We start from the raw sequence: 14888 nt of genomic DNA on the forward strand, positions 1-14888 counted from the left end.
CACCCCATGACCACGCGCGACGAAGCGGCCCGCGAAGCCGCCGACCTGAGCGAGAAGCTCCACCACAACGCCCATCTCTACTACGTGCTCGACGCGCCCGCGCTGCCCGACGCCGAGTACGACCGCATGTTCCAGCGGCTGCAGGCGATCGAGGCCGAGTTCCCCGACCTGCGCACGCCCGACTCGCCGACGCAGCGCGTGGGCGGCAAGGTGCTCGACGGCTTCGTCAAGGTGCGCCACAGGGTGCCGATGCTGTCGATCCGCACCGAGACCGACATCACGCCCGGCGGCGCCAGCAGCTTCGACGCGCGCGTGCGGCGCGAGCTCGGCCTGGCCGAGGACGGTCCGCAGATCGCCTACGTCTGCGAGCTCAAGTTCGACGGGCTCGCGATGAACCTGCGCTACGAGAACGGCGTGCTGGTGCAGGCCGCCACGCGCGGCGACGGCGAGGTCGGCGAGGAGGTCACGCAGAACATCCGCACCGTGCGCGAGATCCCGCTGCGCCTGAAGGGCAACGCGCCGCCGGTGGTCGAGGTGCGCGGCGAGGTCTACATGAAGCGCGCCGACTTCGAGGCGCTCAACGAGCGCCAGCGGCAGAGGATCGCGGCCGGCCAGAAGAACGAGAAGGTGTTCGTGAACCCGCGCAACGCGGCCGCGGGAGCGGTGCGGCAACTCGACCCGGCGATCGCCGCCGAGCGGCCGCTGAGCTTCTTCGCCTACGGCCTCGGCGAGGTCACGCCGCCGGCCGAGGGCGGGCCCGACTGCCCGACCCAGTTCGACTGGCTGCAGCAGTTCCATGCCTGGGGCTTTCCGGTGGCGATACAGACCGCGCGCGCGACCGGCGCGATCGAGCTGATCGCGTTCCACGAGAACATCGGGCGCCAGCGCGACAGCCTGCCCTACGACATCGACGGCGTGGTCTACAAGGTCGACAGCGTCGAGCTGCAGCGCCAGCTCGGCTTCGTCTCGCGCGAGCCGCGCTGGGCCGTGGCGCACAAGTACCCGGCGCAGGAGCAGATCACCGAGGTGCTCGGCATCGAGGTGCAGGTGGGGCGCACCGGCAAGCTCACGCCGGTGGCCAAGCTGGCGCCGGTGTTCGTCGGTGGCGTGACCGTGACCAATGCCACGCTGCACAACGAGGACGAGGCGCGCCGCAAGGACGTGCGCGTGGGTGACCGCGTGATCGTGCGGCGCGCGGGCGACGTGATCCCCGAGGTGGTGGGCGTCACGCCCGAGAGCCTGGCGCGGCCCGAGGGCGAGCGCGGAGCCATCTTTACCATGCCTCACAAGTGCCCGGTCTGCGGCTCGGATGCCGTACGCGAGGAGGGCGAGGCCGACTACCGCTGCACTGGCGGGCTGTTCTGCGGTGCCCAGCGCAAGGAGGCGATCCTGCATTTCGCGGCGCGCCGCGCGGTCTACGTCGACGGGCTCGGCGACAAGCTGGTCGAACAGATGGTCGACGCCAACCTGATCCGCACCTTGCCCGATCTCTACAAGCTGGGCTTCACCACGCTGGCGGGGCTGGAGCGCATGGCCGACAAGTCGGCGCAGAACCTGGTCGACGCGCTCGAGGCCTCGAAGAAGACCACGCTGCCGCGCTTCCTCTTCGGCCTGGGCATCCGGCACGTGGGCGAGAGCACGGCCAAGGACCTGGCCAAGCACTTCGGCAAGCTCGACGCGATCATGGACGCGAGCGAGGAGCTGCTGCTCGAGGTCAACGACGTCGGTCCGGTGGTGGCGCAGAGCCTGCGCACCTTCTTCGACCAGCCGCACAACCGCGAGGTGGTCGAGCAGCTGCGCGCCTGCGGCCTGAGCTGGGAGGAGGGCGAGCCCGCGGCGCGCGTGCCCAAGCCGCTGGCGGGACTGACCTTCGTCATCACCGGCACCCTTCCTACGCTGAGCCGCGACGAGGCGAAGGACAAACTGGAGATGGCCGGCGCCAAGGTCGCCGGCTCGGTCAGCAAGAAGACCCACTACCTGGTGGCCGGCGAGGACGCCGGCAGCAAGCTCGACAAGGCGCGCGAGAACGGCGTCGAGGTGATCGACGAGGCGCGTATGCTGGACATACTCGCCAACGGCGTGCCTCCGGCCGCGGAATGAGAGGACGGCGTCCTCCTTACCGGCCGTTACGCGACTTCACACCAGCGCAGTCAACAGGGCCTACAAGCTGGTACGTTGAATGAACGCAGAAGGCTGACAAGGAGACCCTCATGCAGAAAACTCGTGTTCTCGGTTTATGCCTCGCCGCCGGTGGCCTCGCGCTGCTCACCGGCTGCGTCGCGGTGCCCGGCGATCCGTACTACAGCGGGGGCTACTCGGATCCCTACTATTCCGACCCGGTGGTGGTGCAGCCCGCGCCGGTCTACATCAATGGCGGGGCGTACTACGACCGCCGTCCCTACTACCGCGACCGGCCCTACTACGGGCGCCCCGGCTATCCCTACCCGCCGCGTCCGGGCTGGAACGGCGGCGGCGGGCGTCCGGGCTGGGGCGGTGGCCGCCCGCCGGTCGTCGCGCCGCCCGTGGGGCTGCCGCCGCAGCGGACCGTGCCGGTGACCCCCGGCACCGGGCGTGGCGTGCCGGGCGCCCTGCCGGGCATGCCGGGCTATGTGCCGCAGAACATCGCCCCGGGCTCGCCGCACCAGCAGTAAGGTGGCCGCGAAAGGCCGGGCGCGTCGCGGGGCGCGAGTGCCGTCGCGATAATCCGCGCCATGGCCATCCACGAAATCCTCAAGATGGGCGATCCGCGCCTGCTGCGCATCGCGCAGCCGGTCACCGCCTTCGACACCGACGAACTGCACCTGCTGGTGCGCGACATGTTCGAGACCATGCATGCGGTCAACGGCGCCGGCCTCGCGGCGCCGCAGATAGGCGTCGACCTGCAACTGGTGATCTTCGGCACCGACGTCGTGAATCCTCGCTATCCCGATGCACCGCCGGTGCCGCGCACCGTGCTGCTGAACCCGGTCATCACGCCGATCGGCGAGGCCGAGGAAGAGGGCTGGGAAGGCTGCCTGTCGGTGCCGGGACTGCGCGGCGTGGTGCCGCGCTTCTCGAACATCCGCTACACGGGCTTCGATCCCTACGGCGACCCGATCGACCGCACGGCCAGCGGTTTCCATGCGCGCGTGGTGCAGCACGAGGTCGACCACCTGCTGGGCAAGCTCTATCCGATGCGGGTGCGCGACTTCTCGCGCTTCGGCTACACCGAGGTCCTGTTCCCGGGCCTCGACGCGGCCGACGACGATTGAGCCGGACTACTTGTTGTTGAGCCCGAAGCGGCCGCCGCCCGTGAACGCGAGCGCGATGGCCGCGAACAGGAACATGCCCTGCAGCTCGAGCGCCCAGCCGCCCTGGCCGTTGAGGGCGCCGAGGTCCTTGCGGTGCACCAGCCAGATCGCCACGAGCATGTTGATCGCCACGATCGCGGCAGCGGGCCGCGTGTACAGGCCGATGATCAGCAGCACCGGCGCGACGATCTCGCCCACGTAGACCAGGTAGGCCAGCACGCCCGGCAGCCCGTGCGAGGCCAGCATGCCGCCGATGCCGTCCACGCCCTTGCTCACCTTGGCGATGCCGTGCAGCAGGATCAGGATGCCCAGGGCGACGCGAAGAATGAGCTTGCCGGTGTCGTCGGACTTGAACATGGTCGGGGTTCCTCGGTGATGGTTCGAAATGTTGCGAGGGCCGTATGGTAGTGAAGAAACGGCATGCATCGGACCAGGCATCCATGGCGCATGCACGGGCTTCGCATATGCATCCAACCGCCGGTTCCTTGGCGGCCCGGCGCGCCGCCTCGTACACTGCCTTTTTGCCTGAGGAGAACCCATCCATGACGCCCCGATTCCGATCCGCCTTCGCCCTGGCGGCGACCGCCGCCGCGCTGGTCGCCGCCGCGCCCGCCTTCGCCGGCAAGACCCTCGACGCGGTCAAGCAGCGCGGCAGCCTCAAGTGCGGCGTGACCAACGGCGTGGCAGGTTTCTCGGCGCCCGACACGCAGGGCAACTGGTCGGGCCTCGACGTCGACACCTGCCGCGCGATCGCCGCGGCCGTGCTCGGCGATGCGAAGAAGGTCGAGTTCGTGCCGCTCAATTCGCAACAGCGCTTCTCGGCGCTGCAGGCCGGCGAGATCGACATCCTCGCGCGCAACACCACCTGGACGCTCACGCGCGACGCCTCGCTGGGCTTCAACTTCACGACCATCACCTACTACGACGGCCAGGGTTTCCTGGTGCCGAAGAAGCTCAAGGTCACGAGCGCCAAGCAACTGAAGAACGCGACCATCTGCACCCAGTCGGGCACCACCAACGAGAAGAACGTCTCCGACTACTTCCGGGCCCAGAACATCCCCGTCAAGACGGTCGTGTTCGAGAGCTTCGAGGCCTCGTTCAAGGCCTTCTTCTCGGGCCGCTGCCAGGCCTTCACCACCGACGCCTCGGCGCTCGCCGGCCTGCGCAACAAGGAGGCGCAGAACCCCGACGACTACCTGATCCTGCCCGAGCTGATCTCCAAGGAACCGCTGGCGCCGCTGGTGCGCCGCGGCGACGACGAATGGTTCGCGATCGCCAAGTGGGTGCCCAATGCGCTGATCGAGGCGGAGGAGGCCGGCATCACCGAGGCCAACGCCGAACAGCTCAAGGCCTCGAGCAAGGACCCCGCGCAGCAGCGCCTGCTGGGCGCCGGCGAGGACCTCGGCAAGCTGCTGGGCCTCGACAAGGACTGGTCCTACCGCGCGATCAAGGCCGTGGGCAACTACGGCGAGATCTTCGAGCGCAACGTCGGACCGAAGTCGGTGCTGAAGCTGCCGCGCGGCTCCAACAACCTCTGGAGCAAGGGCGGCCTGATCTACGCACCGCCGGTGCGATGAGCCTGCGGGCCGCGGGCGGTGAACGCCGCTCGGCCTGGCTGGCCTGGGCCGTGCAGGTGCTGTTGGTGCTGGCCGTGGTGGCCGGCGCCTTCTGGGTCGTGCACCACGCGCTCGAGGTGCTGCGCGCGCGCGGCGTGCGCTCGGGCTTCGACTTCCTCAGCGAGCCCGCGGGCTTCGCGATCAGCGAGGGCTGGCTCGACTTCGAGGCCAGCCAGCCGTCGTGGCGGGCCTTCCTCGCCGGCCTCGTCAACACCGTGCGCGCCGCGGTGCCGGCGGTCGTCTTCTCGGTGCTGCTCGGCACCCTGATCGGCATCGGCCGGCTCGCGCCGCACGTGCTGGTGCGCGGCATCTGCGCCGCCTATGTCGAGCTGCTGCGCAACGTGCCGCTGCTGGTGCAACTGCTGATGCTGGCCTTCGTGATGGCGAACCTGCTGCCCGACCCGACCGAGCCGGTGCGGCTGCTGCCGGGCGTGTGGCTCAGCAAGGGCGGACTCAGCGTGCCGTGGCCGGTGGCGGGCGAGGGCGGCTGGTGGCCCACGCACCTCGAATGGCCCGAGCGCGGCGACTTCGGCGTGAACGGCGGCGCGGCGCTGAGCCCCGAGTACGTGACCATCGTCGCGGGCCTGTCGCTCTACTCGGCCGCCTTCGTGGCCGAGATCGTGCGCGCGGGCATCCTGTCGGTGTCGCAGGGGCAGGTGCTCGCGGGGCAGGCGATGGGCTTCTCGCCGGTGCAGCAGCTGCGCATCGTGATCCTGCCGCAGGCGCTGCGCGTGATCGTGCCGGCGCTCACCAACCAGGTGCTGAGCCTGGTCAAGAACTCCTCGCTCGCGGTGGCGGTCGGCTATCCCGAGCTGGTGTCGGTGGCCAACACCACCATCGGCGCGAACGGCCGCGCCTTCGAGTGCATCGCGATCATCATGGCGGTCTACCTGCTGCTGTCGCTCGTGATCTCGCTGGGCATGAACCGCTACAACGCGCGCGTCGCGCTGCGGGGCTGGCGATGAGGGTCGTGCGAGGCCCGATCGCCTGGCGGCACGAACTCTGGGGTTCGCCGCTGCGCACGCTCGCCACGCTGCTGCTCGCGGCGCTGCTGGCCTGGGCCGGCTGGCACCTGGTCGACTGGGCCGTGGTGCACGCGGTGTTCCGCCCCGATGCCGAGGCCTGCCGCGCGGTGCAACACGGCGCCTGCTGGGGCGTGGTGGCCGAGAAATGGCGGCCGATGCTGTTCGGCCGCTTCCCCTATGAAGACCAGTGGCGCCCCGCGATCGCGGTCGCTCTGCTGTCGGCGGTCACGCTGCTCAGCGCCTGGCCGCGCAGCTGGCGCTGGTGGCTGCCGGCGCTGTGGCTGCTGGCGCTCGCGGCCTTCGTGCTGCTGATGCGCGGCGGCGTGTTCGGCTGGAGCCACGTGCCGACCAACCGCTGGGGCGGCCTGCCGCTGACCATCGGGCTCGCGGTGGTCGGGCTGGCGCTGGCCTTTCCGCTCGCGCTGCTGCTGGCGCTCGGGCGCCGCTCGGGCTGGCCGGTGGTGCGCACGCTCTGCGCGAGCTACATCGAGCTGGTGCGCGGCGTGCCGCTGATCTCGGTGCTGTTCATGGCCTCGTTCCTGCTGCCGCTGCTGTGGCCCGCGGGCTGGCAGCCCGACGTGCTGGTGCGCGTGCTGGCCGGGCTGTCGCTGTTCGTGGCCGCCTACCTGGCGGAGATCATTCGCGGCGGCCTGCAGGCCGTGCCGCGCGGCCAGACCGAGGTCGCGATGGCGCTGGGCTTCGGCCGCTGGCCGGTGCAGCGCGACATCGTGCTGCCGCAGGCACTGCGGCTGGTCGTGCCGGCGCTGACCAACAACGTGGTGGGCACGCTCAAGGACACCTCGCTGGTCACGGTGGTGGGGCTGTTCGAGCTCACGGGCGCACTCGGCCTGTCGCTCGGCGGCGATCCGACCTGGCGGCCGTTCTACCTCGAGGGCTACCTGTTCATCGCGGCGATCTACTGGCTGCTGTGCTTCGGGCTCTCGCGCTACAGCGTGTGGCTCGAGGGGCGCCTGTCGGCCGTGCCGCGCGTGGTCCAGGCCGAGCCGGCCTGAGGCGTCCTGTACACTCCGCCCCCATGTCGTGTTTCCACCCCGCCTTCGCATCGAGCGACGCCCGCATGGGCCGCATGATGCCGTCCGCTTCCGCGCGGACCGGATGGGCAATGGATGCACGAATGATTACCACCATTACCACCGCGGCCACCTGAGCACGCGCAGGTGGCCGTTCCGGCAGCCACCTGGTGATCGCTCTTCCCCCGAACGAATGAAACCCAGCTCTGGCAGCTGGGTTTTTGTTTTTGTCGTTTGGAGAAGCCCATGTACCGCGATCCCGTCCAGTCCCTAGAAACCGTCGTGCCCAGCCAGGCCATGCGAGCGCTGCGCGTGGGCATGATCGGCATCGGCACCGTCGGCTCGGGCACCTTCCGCGTGCTGGCGCGCAACCACGACCAGATCGCCGCGCGCGCCGGCCGCGGCATCGAGATCGTCATCGTGGCCGCGCGCAACCTCGCGCGCGCCGCGGGCATCGTGGGCGAGGGCGTGGCGCTCACCGACGACGCGATGCGCGTCGCGACCCATCCCGAACTCGACGTGGTGGTCGAGGTGGCCGGCGGCACCGGCGCGGCGCGCGACTGGGTGCTGGCCGCGATCGCCCACGGCAAGCACGTGGTGACGGCTAACAAGGCGCTGCTGGCCGAGCATGGCGGCGAGATCTTCGAAGCCGCGCGCCGCCACGGCGTGGCGGTGGCCTACGAGGGTGCGGTGGCGGTCAGCATCCCGATCGTGAAGGCGCTGCGCGAAGGCCTCGTGGCCAACCGCATCGAATGGGTGGCGGGCATCGTCAACGGCACCACCAACTTCATCCTCAGCAAGATGCGCGACGAGGGCCTGGACTTCGGGGCCGCGCTCGCGCAGGCCCAGGCGCTCGGCTATGCCGAGGCCGATCCGACCTTCGACATCGAAGGCATCGACGCGGCCCACAAGCTCACGCTGCTCGCGGCCAATGCCTTCGGCATGCCGCTGCGCTTCGCCGACGTGCAGGCCGAGGGCATCACGGCGCTGCAGGGGCTGGACGTGGCCTGCTCCGAGCAGCTGGGCTTTCGGGTCAAGCTGCTGGGCGTGGCGCGCCGCCGCGAGGAGGGCGTCGAGCTGCGCGTGCAGCCCGCGCTGGTGCCCGCCGAGCATCTGATGGCGCATGTGAACGGCTCGATGAACGCGGTGATGGTCAAGGGCGATGCCTCGGGCGTGACGATGTACTACGGCGCCGGTGCCGGCTCGGAGCAGACCGCCTCGGCCGTGATCGCCGACCTGGTGGACGTGGCCCGGCTGGCCGGCACCCCGGCCGCGCAGCGCGTGCCGCACCTGGGCTTCCATGCGCATGCGATGAATGCGCTCGAGGTGCTGCCGCGCGCGGCGGTGCGCAGCGCGCACTACCTGCGCGTACCGGTGCACGCGGCCGGCGGCATCGAGTCCGTCACGGCCTGGCTCGCGAGCCAGCAGGTGCCCTTGCGGCGGGTGACGCTGGCCGCGCCCTGCGCGGCCGGTGCGCAGGTGCTGGTGCTGACCGAGCCGATGGCGCAGGGCGCGCTCGATCTCGCGGTGCATGCGCTGCAGTCGCACCCGGCCGTGGCCGGCGCGGTCGCGACGCTGCGCGTGGAGATGCTGGAGGCTTGACGCGCGTTCAGGCGACTCGCGCGGGCAGGCCGCGGGGTGCGCGCGGTGCCCCGTCGTCGAGTTGCCCCAGTGCCAGCGCGGCGGCGCGCGGCCGTTGCGTGACCAGGCTCACGGCCACCACCACCGCCGCATTGATCGCCATCGCGATCAACCCGGCCTCCCATTGCGGCAGCGCGGTGGCCCAGAACTTCGCGGCCGGCGGCGCGAGCAGGGCCGCGAAACCCGCGATCAGCCCGGCCAGCACGCCGAGCGCGCTGGTGCGCTTCCAGAGGAAGCCGAGGAACACGCCGGGCGCCAGCATGCCGATGGCCGAATAGGCGTCGAGCAGGATCTTCACCAGCGAGCCCTTCTGGCTGATCGACAACCACACGGCGATCGCCGCGAAGCACACCAGCGAGCCGCGCGACAGCGCCAGCGCCGCGCCTTCGCCGAGCGCGGGCCTGAAGGGCCGCACCACGTTGCGCGTGAAGATCGAGCCGGCCGTCAGCAGCAGCAGCGAGCCCGGCGCCAGCGCCAGCAGGAAGCCGGTGCCAGCGAGCAGGCCCACGGTCCAGGCCGGATAGCGGTCGGACACGAACTGCAGCAGCGCCGCGTTGAGGTTGCCGCCCGGCGGCTGCGTGCCCGCGATCAGCGCCGCGAAGCCCAGCAGGATGATGAAGAAATAGGCCAGCGAGTAGATCGGCTGCCAGATCGCGTTGCGCCGGATCGCGGTGGCGCTGTGCGCCGTGTACGACATCTGGAACAGGTGCGGGAACACCCAGTTGCCCAGCGCGATGTTGATGGCCGAGGTCATGAGCCAGATCGCGGTGGTCGGCGAACTCGCATCGAGGCCCGGGAAGCTGCCGATGCCCGGATGCTTCGCTTCGGCCAGCGCGAACAGGTCGAGCAGCGAGGCCGCGCCCACCTTGCTCGCCACCGTCACGCTCAGCAGCACCACGACCAGCACCATCAGCACGTCCTTCACGCCGGCCGCGAAGGCCGCCGAGCGCACGCCGGCCACGAACACGAAGGCGATCATCAACAGGCCCGCGCCGATGGTCGCGGCCTCGCTCGATACCGCGCCGTCGAGCGTGAGCTGCACGATCAGGCCCAGGCTCACGAGCTGGATCTGCACGTAGACCACCAGCGAGGCGATGCCGACCACGCCGGTGAGCACGCCGAGCCAGGGCGCCTCGTAGCGCGCGGCGAAGAAGTCGGATTGCGTGAGCAGGCGCCCGATGCGCCCCGCGCGCCAGATCTTCGGCATCAGCCAGTAGCCGACCGCATAGCTCATCGACACCGAGCAGAAGGCCAGGTAGGCCGGCGCGCCCAGCGCCCAGGCATAGCCCGAGATGCCGAGCACCGCGAAGGTGGTGTAGACCTCGCCCGCGTTCATGAACCAGAACAGCAGGGTGCCAAGGCTGCGGCCGCCCACGGCCCATTCGGCCAGGGTGGCGGCGCGCCGGGTGCGGCGGCCGTAGGCGATGGCGCCCGCGACCGTGGCGAGCAGGATGGCCAGGACGATCGCGAGCTTCATCGCGCGCTCCCGTGGCCGTCGGTCCCGGCGTCCTGGTGCCGCGCGAGGAAGTCGGCTTCCTCGTCCTCCACGCCATGGCGCGCGTCGAGCCGGAACACCAGCGCGATCGCCACGCTCGTGAGCACGATGCCCGCCATCTGCCAGGCCATCGGGAACGGCAGGCCGAAGGGCCGCAGCGCGATGTCGTTGACCACGGGCGCGAGGCCGGCCTGCCAGACGAAGGGAAAGGCCAGCAGCCATCGGTAGGCGCGGCGGCGCGGAGGCGATGCGGTGGAGGAGGGAGACGGGCCGGCCATTCGAAACTCCTGTGAAGTGCTGCTGCACGAGATGGGCGCGGAGTGTGCAGCGAAAGTGCACGGAGCACAAGCGGGGCGAGTTCGGGTTTTCCTTGTAAATAACGCATCGATCCTGGGCGTTCAGCCAGCTTGACGTGCACCGTCATGGCACATAGCATTGCCTCATTCGTGCTGCCAGACTGCACAAAAGGAAATCCCCACCCATGATCGGCGAACGGCTCAAGGAACTGCGCACCGCGCGCGGCCTCTCGTTGCGCGAGCTCGCGGCCCAGGCCGGCGTGTCGGCCACCTTGCTGAGCCAGATCGAGCGCGCGGTCACCGACCCCAGCCTCGAAACCCTGCGCCGGCTCGCGGGCGTGTTCGGCGAATCGGTGTCCTCGCTGTTCTCCGACCCCGCGCCGCCCACCGTCTGGGTCAGCCGGCCGGGACGGCGCGCGATGCTCACGGCGCCGCAGGGCCAGGTCGCCTACGAGCGGCTGACCGCCGGCGTGGGCCAGCTCGAGGTGCTGCGCGCCGTGCTGCAGCCGGGCCAGATGTCGGCCGACGAGCCGCGCGGCCACGCCTCGGCCGAGTGCGTCTACGTGGTGGCCGGCGCGCTGGTGGCGCAGGTCGCGGGCGTCGACTACCCGGTGCAGGCCGGCGAGAGCATCTCCTTCGACGCGCGGCTGCCGCATCGCTACATGAACGCCTCGCAGGCGCCGACCGAAATCATCCTGTCGGTGACGCCGCCCAATCCCTGAGCAGGAGCCTCCCATGAGCACACCGACCGATCCCGCCGCCGAGCGCAGCTTCACGCTGCACGACCTGCGCGTCGAGGTGGTCGCGCCCGAGGGCGCGCGCATCTACTGCGGCCAGCCCGGCGACCACTTCGAGCTGCGCGGCGAGATGCTGCACCTGCCGCCGGGGCAGGGCTTCTCGATCTACTCGCTGGGCGCGGTGCTGCCGCTGCTGGCCGCCAAGCAGCGCGCCACCGACGGCAACGACTGGATGAGCACCGACGCCGAGATCGCCTGTCCAGACCCGAACTGTCCCTCGCGCCTGCGCATCACGCGCATCGGCACGCGCGTCTTCCGCCACGCCGACACCACGGCCGTGGTCCACCCTTCCGACCTTCGACCATGAGCACCGTCCCCCGCACCGAACTCGCCCCCGGCTATTCCATCTCGCGCATGCTCAAGGGCGGCTGGCAGCTCGCCGGCGGCCATGGCGGCATCGACCGCGCCGCGGCCATCGCCGACATGTCGGCCTACTACCAGGCCGGCATCACCACCTTCGACTGCGCCGACATCTACACCGGCGTCGAGGAACTGATTGGCGAGTTCCGCCGCGAGCACCGCGCGCGCCACGGCGCCGACAGCCTTGCGCAGCTGCGCGTGCACACCAAGTTCGTGCCCGACCTCGCGCTGCTTTCGATCATCGACAAGCGCCAGGTCGAGCAGACCATCGACCGCTCGCTGCGCCGCCTCGGCGTGGAGCGGCTCGACCTGGTGCAGTTCCACTGGTGGGACTACCGCGTGCCGCGCTACGTCGAGGTCGCGCACTGGCTCGCCGAGCTCCAGCGCGCCGGCAAGATCGAGCTGCTGGGCGGTACCAACTTCGACACGCGGCGCGCGCACGAACTGGGCGACGCGGGCCTGCCGCTGCGCAGCATGCAGGTGCAGTACTCGCTGCTCGACCAGCGGCCACGCGCACGGCTCGCGGCCTGGTGCGCGCAGGCCGGCGTGAAGCTGTTGTGCTACGGCAGCGTGGCCGGCGGCTTTCTCTCGGAACGCTGGCTTGGCGCGAGCGAACCGGCCGAGCCGCTGGAGAACCGCTCGCTGGTCAAGTACAAGCTGATCATCGACGACTTCGGCGGCTGGGATCTGTTCCAGGCGCTGCTGCAAGCCTTGCGGCAGATCGCGCGGCGGCACGGCACCTCGCTGTCGGCGGTCGCGATGCGCTGGGTGCTCGCGCAGCCCGAGGTGGCGGCCGTGATCGTCGGCGTGCGCCGCGGCGACCATCTGCCCGACCACCTGCGCATGCTCGCGTTGCAGCTCGATGCGGCCGACCTCGCGGCGCTCGACGCGGTGCTCGCGCAGCGCCGCCCGGACAGCGGCGATGTCTACGAGGTCGAGCGCGACATCGAGGGGCGGCATGGCCGCGTCATGAAGTACGACCTCAACGACAAGCCGCACTGAGCAACCCGCCTGGCTCAGTCGCGATCCAGCGGTTTCTCGCGCATCCTCAGTTCGGCATAGCCCGTGGCCTCGTCGTGCTCGCGCGAGAAGCGCCATGCGGGCAGCAGCGCCAGCAACACTTCAGCGGTGGTGCGCACCACGCAGCCCGGCGCCGCATGGCCGCCCCAGACGCGGCCCTGCGCGTCCGCCACGCTGATGTGCAGGTGCGAGCCGTCGGGCGAGAGCGAGCCCGAGAGCGTGAGGATCTCCAGGTCGCCTTCGAGCGCCGTGGGCTCGGGCGCGCCCGCGAAGCGGATCCGCGCACCGCGCAGGCTGCCGATGCCCGAGAGCACGAAGGCCGCGTCCACCGCCTGCTGCGCGAGCACGCGGTCGAGCGCCGCGCGCAGGTCGTCGCCGGGCGAGAGGCGCAGGGCCAGCGTGCGCATCGCGCGATGCGTCTCAGGGCGCCGCGAGCGCGCCGTCCACCACCTGCTGCGCTTCCTCGAGGATGCGCGCGAGATGTTCCCGGCCCTGGAAGCTCTCGCCGTAGATCTTGTAGATGTTCTCGGTGCCCGACGGACGCGCGGCGAACCAGCCGTTCTCCGTGACCACCTTCACGCCGCCGATGGCCGCGCCGTTGCCGGGCGCATGGCTCAGCACCTCGACGATCTTCTCGCCCGCGAGCTCGGTCGAGCGGATCTGCGCCGGCGACAGGTTCGACAGCCGCTTCTTCTGCTCGACCGTCGCCGCCGCGTCGACGCGGTCGGAGACCGGCCGGCCCAGCGCCTGCGTGAGCTCGGCATAGCGCTCGCCCGGATCGCGGCCGGTGCGCGCGGCGATCTCGGCCGACAGCAGCGCCGGCACGATGCCGTCCTTGTCGGTGGTCCAGGCCGTGCCGTCGCGGCGCAGGAAGGTCGCGCCCGCGCTTTCCTCGCCGCCGAAGGCCAGCGAGCCGTCGACCAGCCCGTCGACGAACCACTTGAAGCCCACCGGTACCTCGTACAGCCGGCGGCCCAGGCGCTGGGTCACGCGGTCGATCATGCGGCTGCTCACCACCGTCTTGCCGACGGCCGCGGCGGCGGGCCAGCCGGGGCGGTGCGTGTAGAGGTAGTCGATCATCACCGCGAGGTAGCTGTTGGGCTGCATCAGGCCGCTGCTGCCCGCCACCACCCCGTGGCGGTCGTGGTCGGTGTCGCAGGCGAAGGCGATGCCGAAGCGGTCCTTGAGCGCGATCAGCTGGTGCATCGCATCGGGCGAGGAGGGGTCCATGCGGATGCGGCCGTCCCAGTCGAGCGACATGAAGCGGAAGGTCGGGTCGACCTCCTGGCTCAGCACCGTCAGGCGCGAGAGCTTGTAGCGCTCGGCGATCGCGGGCCAGTAGTGCACGCCCGCGCCGCCCAGCGGATCGACGCCCAGCGCGATCGGCACGTCGCGGATGGCGTCCATGTCGAGCACCTGCGCCAGGTCTTCCACATAGGTGTTGAGGTAGTCGTGCCGGTGCGTGGTCGAGGCCTGGAGCGCCTGCGCCAGCGGCAGCCGCTTCACGCCCTGCAGGCCGTTGGCCAGGAAACCGTTGGCGGCGGCCTCGACCGCCGAGGTGATGTCGGTGCCGGCCGGGCCGCCGTTGGGCGGGTTGTACTTGAAGCCGCCGCTCTCTGGCGGGTTGTGCGAGGGCGTGATGACGATGCCGTCGGCCAGGCCGCTGCTGCGGCCGCGGTTGTAGACCAGGATCGCGTGCGACACCGCGGGCGTGGGCGTGTATTCGTCGTCCTGCGAAAGCATCAGCTCGACGCCGTTGGCCGCCAGCACCTCGACCGCGCTGTTGAAGGCCGGCGTCGAGAGCGCATGGGTGTCGATGCCGAGGAACAGCGGGCCATCGATGCCTTTCTGGCGCCGGTAGTCGCAGATCGCCTGGCTGATCGCGAGCACGTGCCATTCGTTGAAGCCGTTGTCGAAGGACGAGCCGCGGTGGCCCGAGGTGCCGAAGGCCACGCGCTGCGCGGGCACCGAGGGATCGGGCCGGCCGCTGTAGTAGGCCGAGACCAGCCGCGGCACGTTCACCAGCAGGTCGTGCGGCGCGGGCTGGCCGGGGAGGGCGGCGGGTGCCGCGGTCTTGGAGGCAGGGCTCATCGGTGTGTGTCCAGGGTTCGGAAGGCGGCGCCGGGCCGGGTGCTCCTAGGATACGGTGGCAAGCGCCGATGGCACAGTCGGCGATCGGCGCGTCATCGCCGCTGGACTGCGCGCCGGATCGCATGCCAAGATCAAGCAAACGTTTTCCCTCTGGAATCTGGTAGGGAGATCGTGAATTTTGTCGATACTTTTGTTCTCGTTTGGCCGAAATCGCCCGAATTCGCGG

At 70.5% G+C, this 14888-nt stretch carries 15 protein-coding genes; 10 read left to right on the plus strand and 5 right to left on the minus strand.

Annotated features, from left to right (window positions below; translation table 11 throughout):
* Positions 1-6 precede the first annotated feature (6 nt).
* The 3 genes from ligA to def all read left to right on the plus strand — a co-directional run bounded on the left by ligA (position 7) and on the right by def (position 3251).
* On the plus strand, positions 7-2100 hold the full coding sequence (gene ligA / locus ACODT0_RS13930) for an NAD-dependent DNA ligase LigA (RefSeq protein WP_489041515.1): 2094 nt from the start codon (positions 7-9) through the stop codon (positions 2098-2100).
* A 110-nt stretch (positions 2101-2210) separates the two neighbouring features.
* Complete coding sequence (locus ACODT0_RS13935; protein ID WP_261205632.1) at positions 2211-2651, plus strand: hypothetical protein; 441 nt, start codon at positions 2211-2213, stop codon at positions 2649-2651.
* A gap of 60 nt (positions 2652-2711) precedes the next feature.
* Positions 2712-3251 carry a peptide deformylase gene (gene def, locus ACODT0_RS13940; protein ID WP_057596930.1) on the plus strand — a complete coding sequence of 180 codons (540 nt, stop codon included), beginning with the start codon at positions 2712-2714 and terminating at the stop codon, positions 3249-3251.
* 6 nt (positions 3252-3257) lie between these two features.
* On the opposite strand, the gene ACODT0_RS13945 is transcribed toward def, so the two are convergent.
* The gene (locus tag ACODT0_RS13945; RefSeq protein WP_057596931.1) at positions 3258-3647 is read right to left on the minus strand and encodes a DoxX family protein; all 390 of its coding nucleotides are present in this window, start codon (positions 3645-3647) and stop codon (positions 3258-3260) included.
* Between the two features lie 185 nt (positions 3648-3832).
* Between ACODT0_RS13945 and ACODT0_RS13950 the strand changes: the two genes are divergently transcribed.
* The 4 genes from ACODT0_RS13950 (at position 3833) to ACODT0_RS13965 (ending at position 8564) form a co-directional block, all read left to right on the plus strand.
* Complete coding sequence (locus ACODT0_RS13950; protein ID WP_057596933.1) at positions 3833-4867, plus strand: amino acid ABC transporter substrate-binding protein; 1035 nt, start codon at positions 3833-3835, stop codon at positions 4865-4867.
* The gene (locus ACODT0_RS13955; RefSeq protein ID WP_261205634.1) at positions 4864-5871 is read left to right on the plus strand and encodes an amino acid ABC transporter permease; all 1008 of its coding nucleotides are present in this window, start codon (positions 4864-4866) and stop codon (positions 5869-5871) included. Before ACODT0_RS13950 ends, ACODT0_RS13955 begins: the two co-directional genes overlap by 4 nt.
* Positions 5868-6944: an amino acid ABC transporter permease gene (locus ACODT0_RS13960; protein WP_489041517.1), complete on the plus strand. Its 1077-nt coding sequence runs from the start codon at positions 5868-5870 to the stop codon at positions 6942-6944. Before ACODT0_RS13955 ends, ACODT0_RS13960 begins: the two co-directional genes overlap by 4 nt.
* 264 nt (positions 6945-7208) lie before the next feature.
* The gene (locus ACODT0_RS13965) at positions 7209-8564 is read left to right on the plus strand and encodes a homoserine dehydrogenase (protein WP_489041518.1); all 1356 of its coding nucleotides are present in this window, start codon (positions 7209-7211) and stop codon (positions 8562-8564) included.
* Between the two features lie 7 nt (positions 8565-8571).
* Here the strand turns inward: ACODT0_RS13965 and ACODT0_RS13970 are convergent, their stop codons facing one another.
* On the minus strand, positions 8572-10080 hold the full coding sequence (locus ACODT0_RS13970) for a sodium:solute symporter family protein (protein ID WP_296733524.1): 1509 nt from the start codon (positions 10078-10080) through the stop codon (positions 8572-8574).
* Complete coding sequence (locus tag ACODT0_RS13975; protein ID WP_057596940.1) at positions 10077-10376, minus strand: DUF3311 domain-containing protein; 300 nt, start codon at positions 10374-10376, stop codon at positions 10077-10079. Before ACODT0_RS13975 ends, ACODT0_RS13970 begins: the two co-directional genes overlap by 4 nt.
* Before the next feature lie 203 nt (positions 10377-10579).
* Here ACODT0_RS13975 and ACODT0_RS13980 point away from each other — a divergent pair, with 203 nt between their 5' ends.
* The 3 genes from ACODT0_RS13980 to ACODT0_RS13990 are packed head-to-tail and all read left to right on the plus strand — an operon-like array spanning position 10580 to position 12553.
* The gene (locus ACODT0_RS13980) at positions 10580-11116 is read left to right on the plus strand and encodes a helix-turn-helix domain-containing protein (protein WP_093342133.1); all 537 of its coding nucleotides are present in this window, start codon (positions 10580-10582) and stop codon (positions 11114-11116) included.
* A gap of 13 nt (positions 11117-11129) precedes the next feature.
* Positions 11130-11498, plus strand: a complete 369-nt coding sequence (locus ACODT0_RS13985) for a TIGR04076 family protein (RefSeq protein ID WP_057596942.1) — start codon at positions 11130-11132, stop codon at positions 11496-11498.
* Positions 11495-12553 carry an aldo/keto reductase gene (locus tag ACODT0_RS13990; RefSeq protein ID WP_489041519.1) on the plus strand — a complete coding sequence of 353 codons (1059 nt, stop codon included), beginning with the start codon at positions 11495-11497 and terminating at the stop codon, positions 12551-12553. Before ACODT0_RS13985 ends, ACODT0_RS13990 begins: the two co-directional genes overlap by 4 nt.
* A 14-nt stretch (positions 12554-12567) precedes the next feature.
* Here the strand turns inward: ACODT0_RS13990 and ACODT0_RS13995 are convergent, their stop codons facing one another.
* Together ACODT0_RS13995 and pgm are read right to left on the minus strand one after the other, a co-directional pair.
* Positions 12568-12978, minus strand: a complete 411-nt coding sequence (locus ACODT0_RS13995; protein WP_489041521.1) for a PPC domain-containing DNA-binding protein — start codon at positions 12976-12978, stop codon at positions 12568-12570.
* A 13-nt stretch (positions 12979-12991) separates the two neighbouring features.
* Complete coding sequence (gene pgm / locus ACODT0_RS14000; RefSeq protein WP_489041522.1) at positions 12992-14662, minus strand: phosphoglucomutase (alpha-D-glucose-1,6-bisphosphate-dependent); 1671 nt, start codon at positions 14660-14662, stop codon at positions 12992-12994.
* Between the last annotated feature and the right edge of the window lie 226 nt (positions 14663-14888).

Source organism: Variovorax sp. FG153, assembly GCF_057809595.1.

What these genes read in the sequence shown, in the direction of transcription:
- pgm (WP_489041522.1), bottom strand. Translation starts at nt 14,662, where the DNA reads ATGAGCCCTGCCTCCAAGACCGCGGCACCCGCCGCCCTCCCCGGCCAG.
- ACODT0_RS13935 (WP_261205632.1), top strand. Translation starts at nt 2,211, where the DNA reads ATGCAGAAAACTCGTGTTCTCGGTTTATGCCTCGCCGCCGGTGGCCTC.
- ACODT0_RS13990 (WP_489041519.1), top strand. Translation starts at nt 11,495, where the DNA reads ATGAGCACCGTCCCCCGCACCGAACTCGCCCCCGGCTATTCCATCTCG.
- ACODT0_RS13985 (WP_057596942.1), top strand. Translation starts at nt 11,130, where the DNA reads ATGAGCACACCGACCGATCCCGCCGCCGAGCGCAGCTTCACGCTGCAC.
- ACODT0_RS13955 (WP_261205634.1), top strand. Translation starts at nt 4,864, where the DNA reads ATGAGCCTGCGGGCCGCGGGCGGTGAACGCCGCTCGGCCTGGCTGGCC.
- ACODT0_RS13965 (WP_489041518.1), top strand. Translation starts at nt 7,209, where the DNA reads ATGTACCGCGATCCCGTCCAGTCCCTAGAAACCGTCGTGCCCAGCCAG.
- ACODT0_RS13960 (WP_489041517.1), top strand. Translation starts at nt 5,868, where the DNA reads ATGAGGGTCGTGCGAGGCCCGATCGCCTGGCGGCACGAACTCTGGGGT.
- ACODT0_RS13970 (WP_296733524.1), bottom strand. Translation starts at nt 10,080, where the DNA reads ATGAAGCTCGCGATCGTCCTGGCCATCCTGCTCGCCACGGTCGCGGGC.
- ACODT0_RS13980 (WP_093342133.1), top strand. Translation starts at nt 10,580, where the DNA reads ATGATCGGCGAACGGCTCAAGGAACTGCGCACCGCGCGCGGCCTCTCG.
- def (WP_057596930.1), top strand. Translation starts at nt 2,712, where the DNA reads ATGGCCATCCACGAAATCCTCAAGATGGGCGATCCGCGCCTGCTGCGC.
- ACODT0_RS13995 (WP_489041521.1), bottom strand. Translation starts at nt 12,978, where the DNA reads ATGCGCACGCTGGCCCTGCGCCTCTCGCCCGGCGACGACCTGCGCGCG.
- ligA (WP_489041515.1), top strand. Translation starts at nt 7, where the DNA reads ATGACCACGCGCGACGAAGCGGCCCGCGAAGCCGCCGACCTGAGCGAG.
- ACODT0_RS13945 (WP_057596931.1), bottom strand. Translation starts at nt 3,647, where the DNA reads ATGTTCAAGTCCGACGACACCGGCAAGCTCATTCTTCGCGTCGCCCTG.
- ACODT0_RS13950 (WP_057596933.1), top strand. Translation starts at nt 3,833, where the DNA reads ATGACGCCCCGATTCCGATCCGCCTTCGCCCTGGCGGCGACCGCCGCC.
- ACODT0_RS13975 (WP_057596940.1), bottom strand. Translation starts at nt 10,376, where the DNA reads ATGGCCGGCCCGTCTCCCTCCTCCACCGCATCGCCTCCGCGCCGCCGC.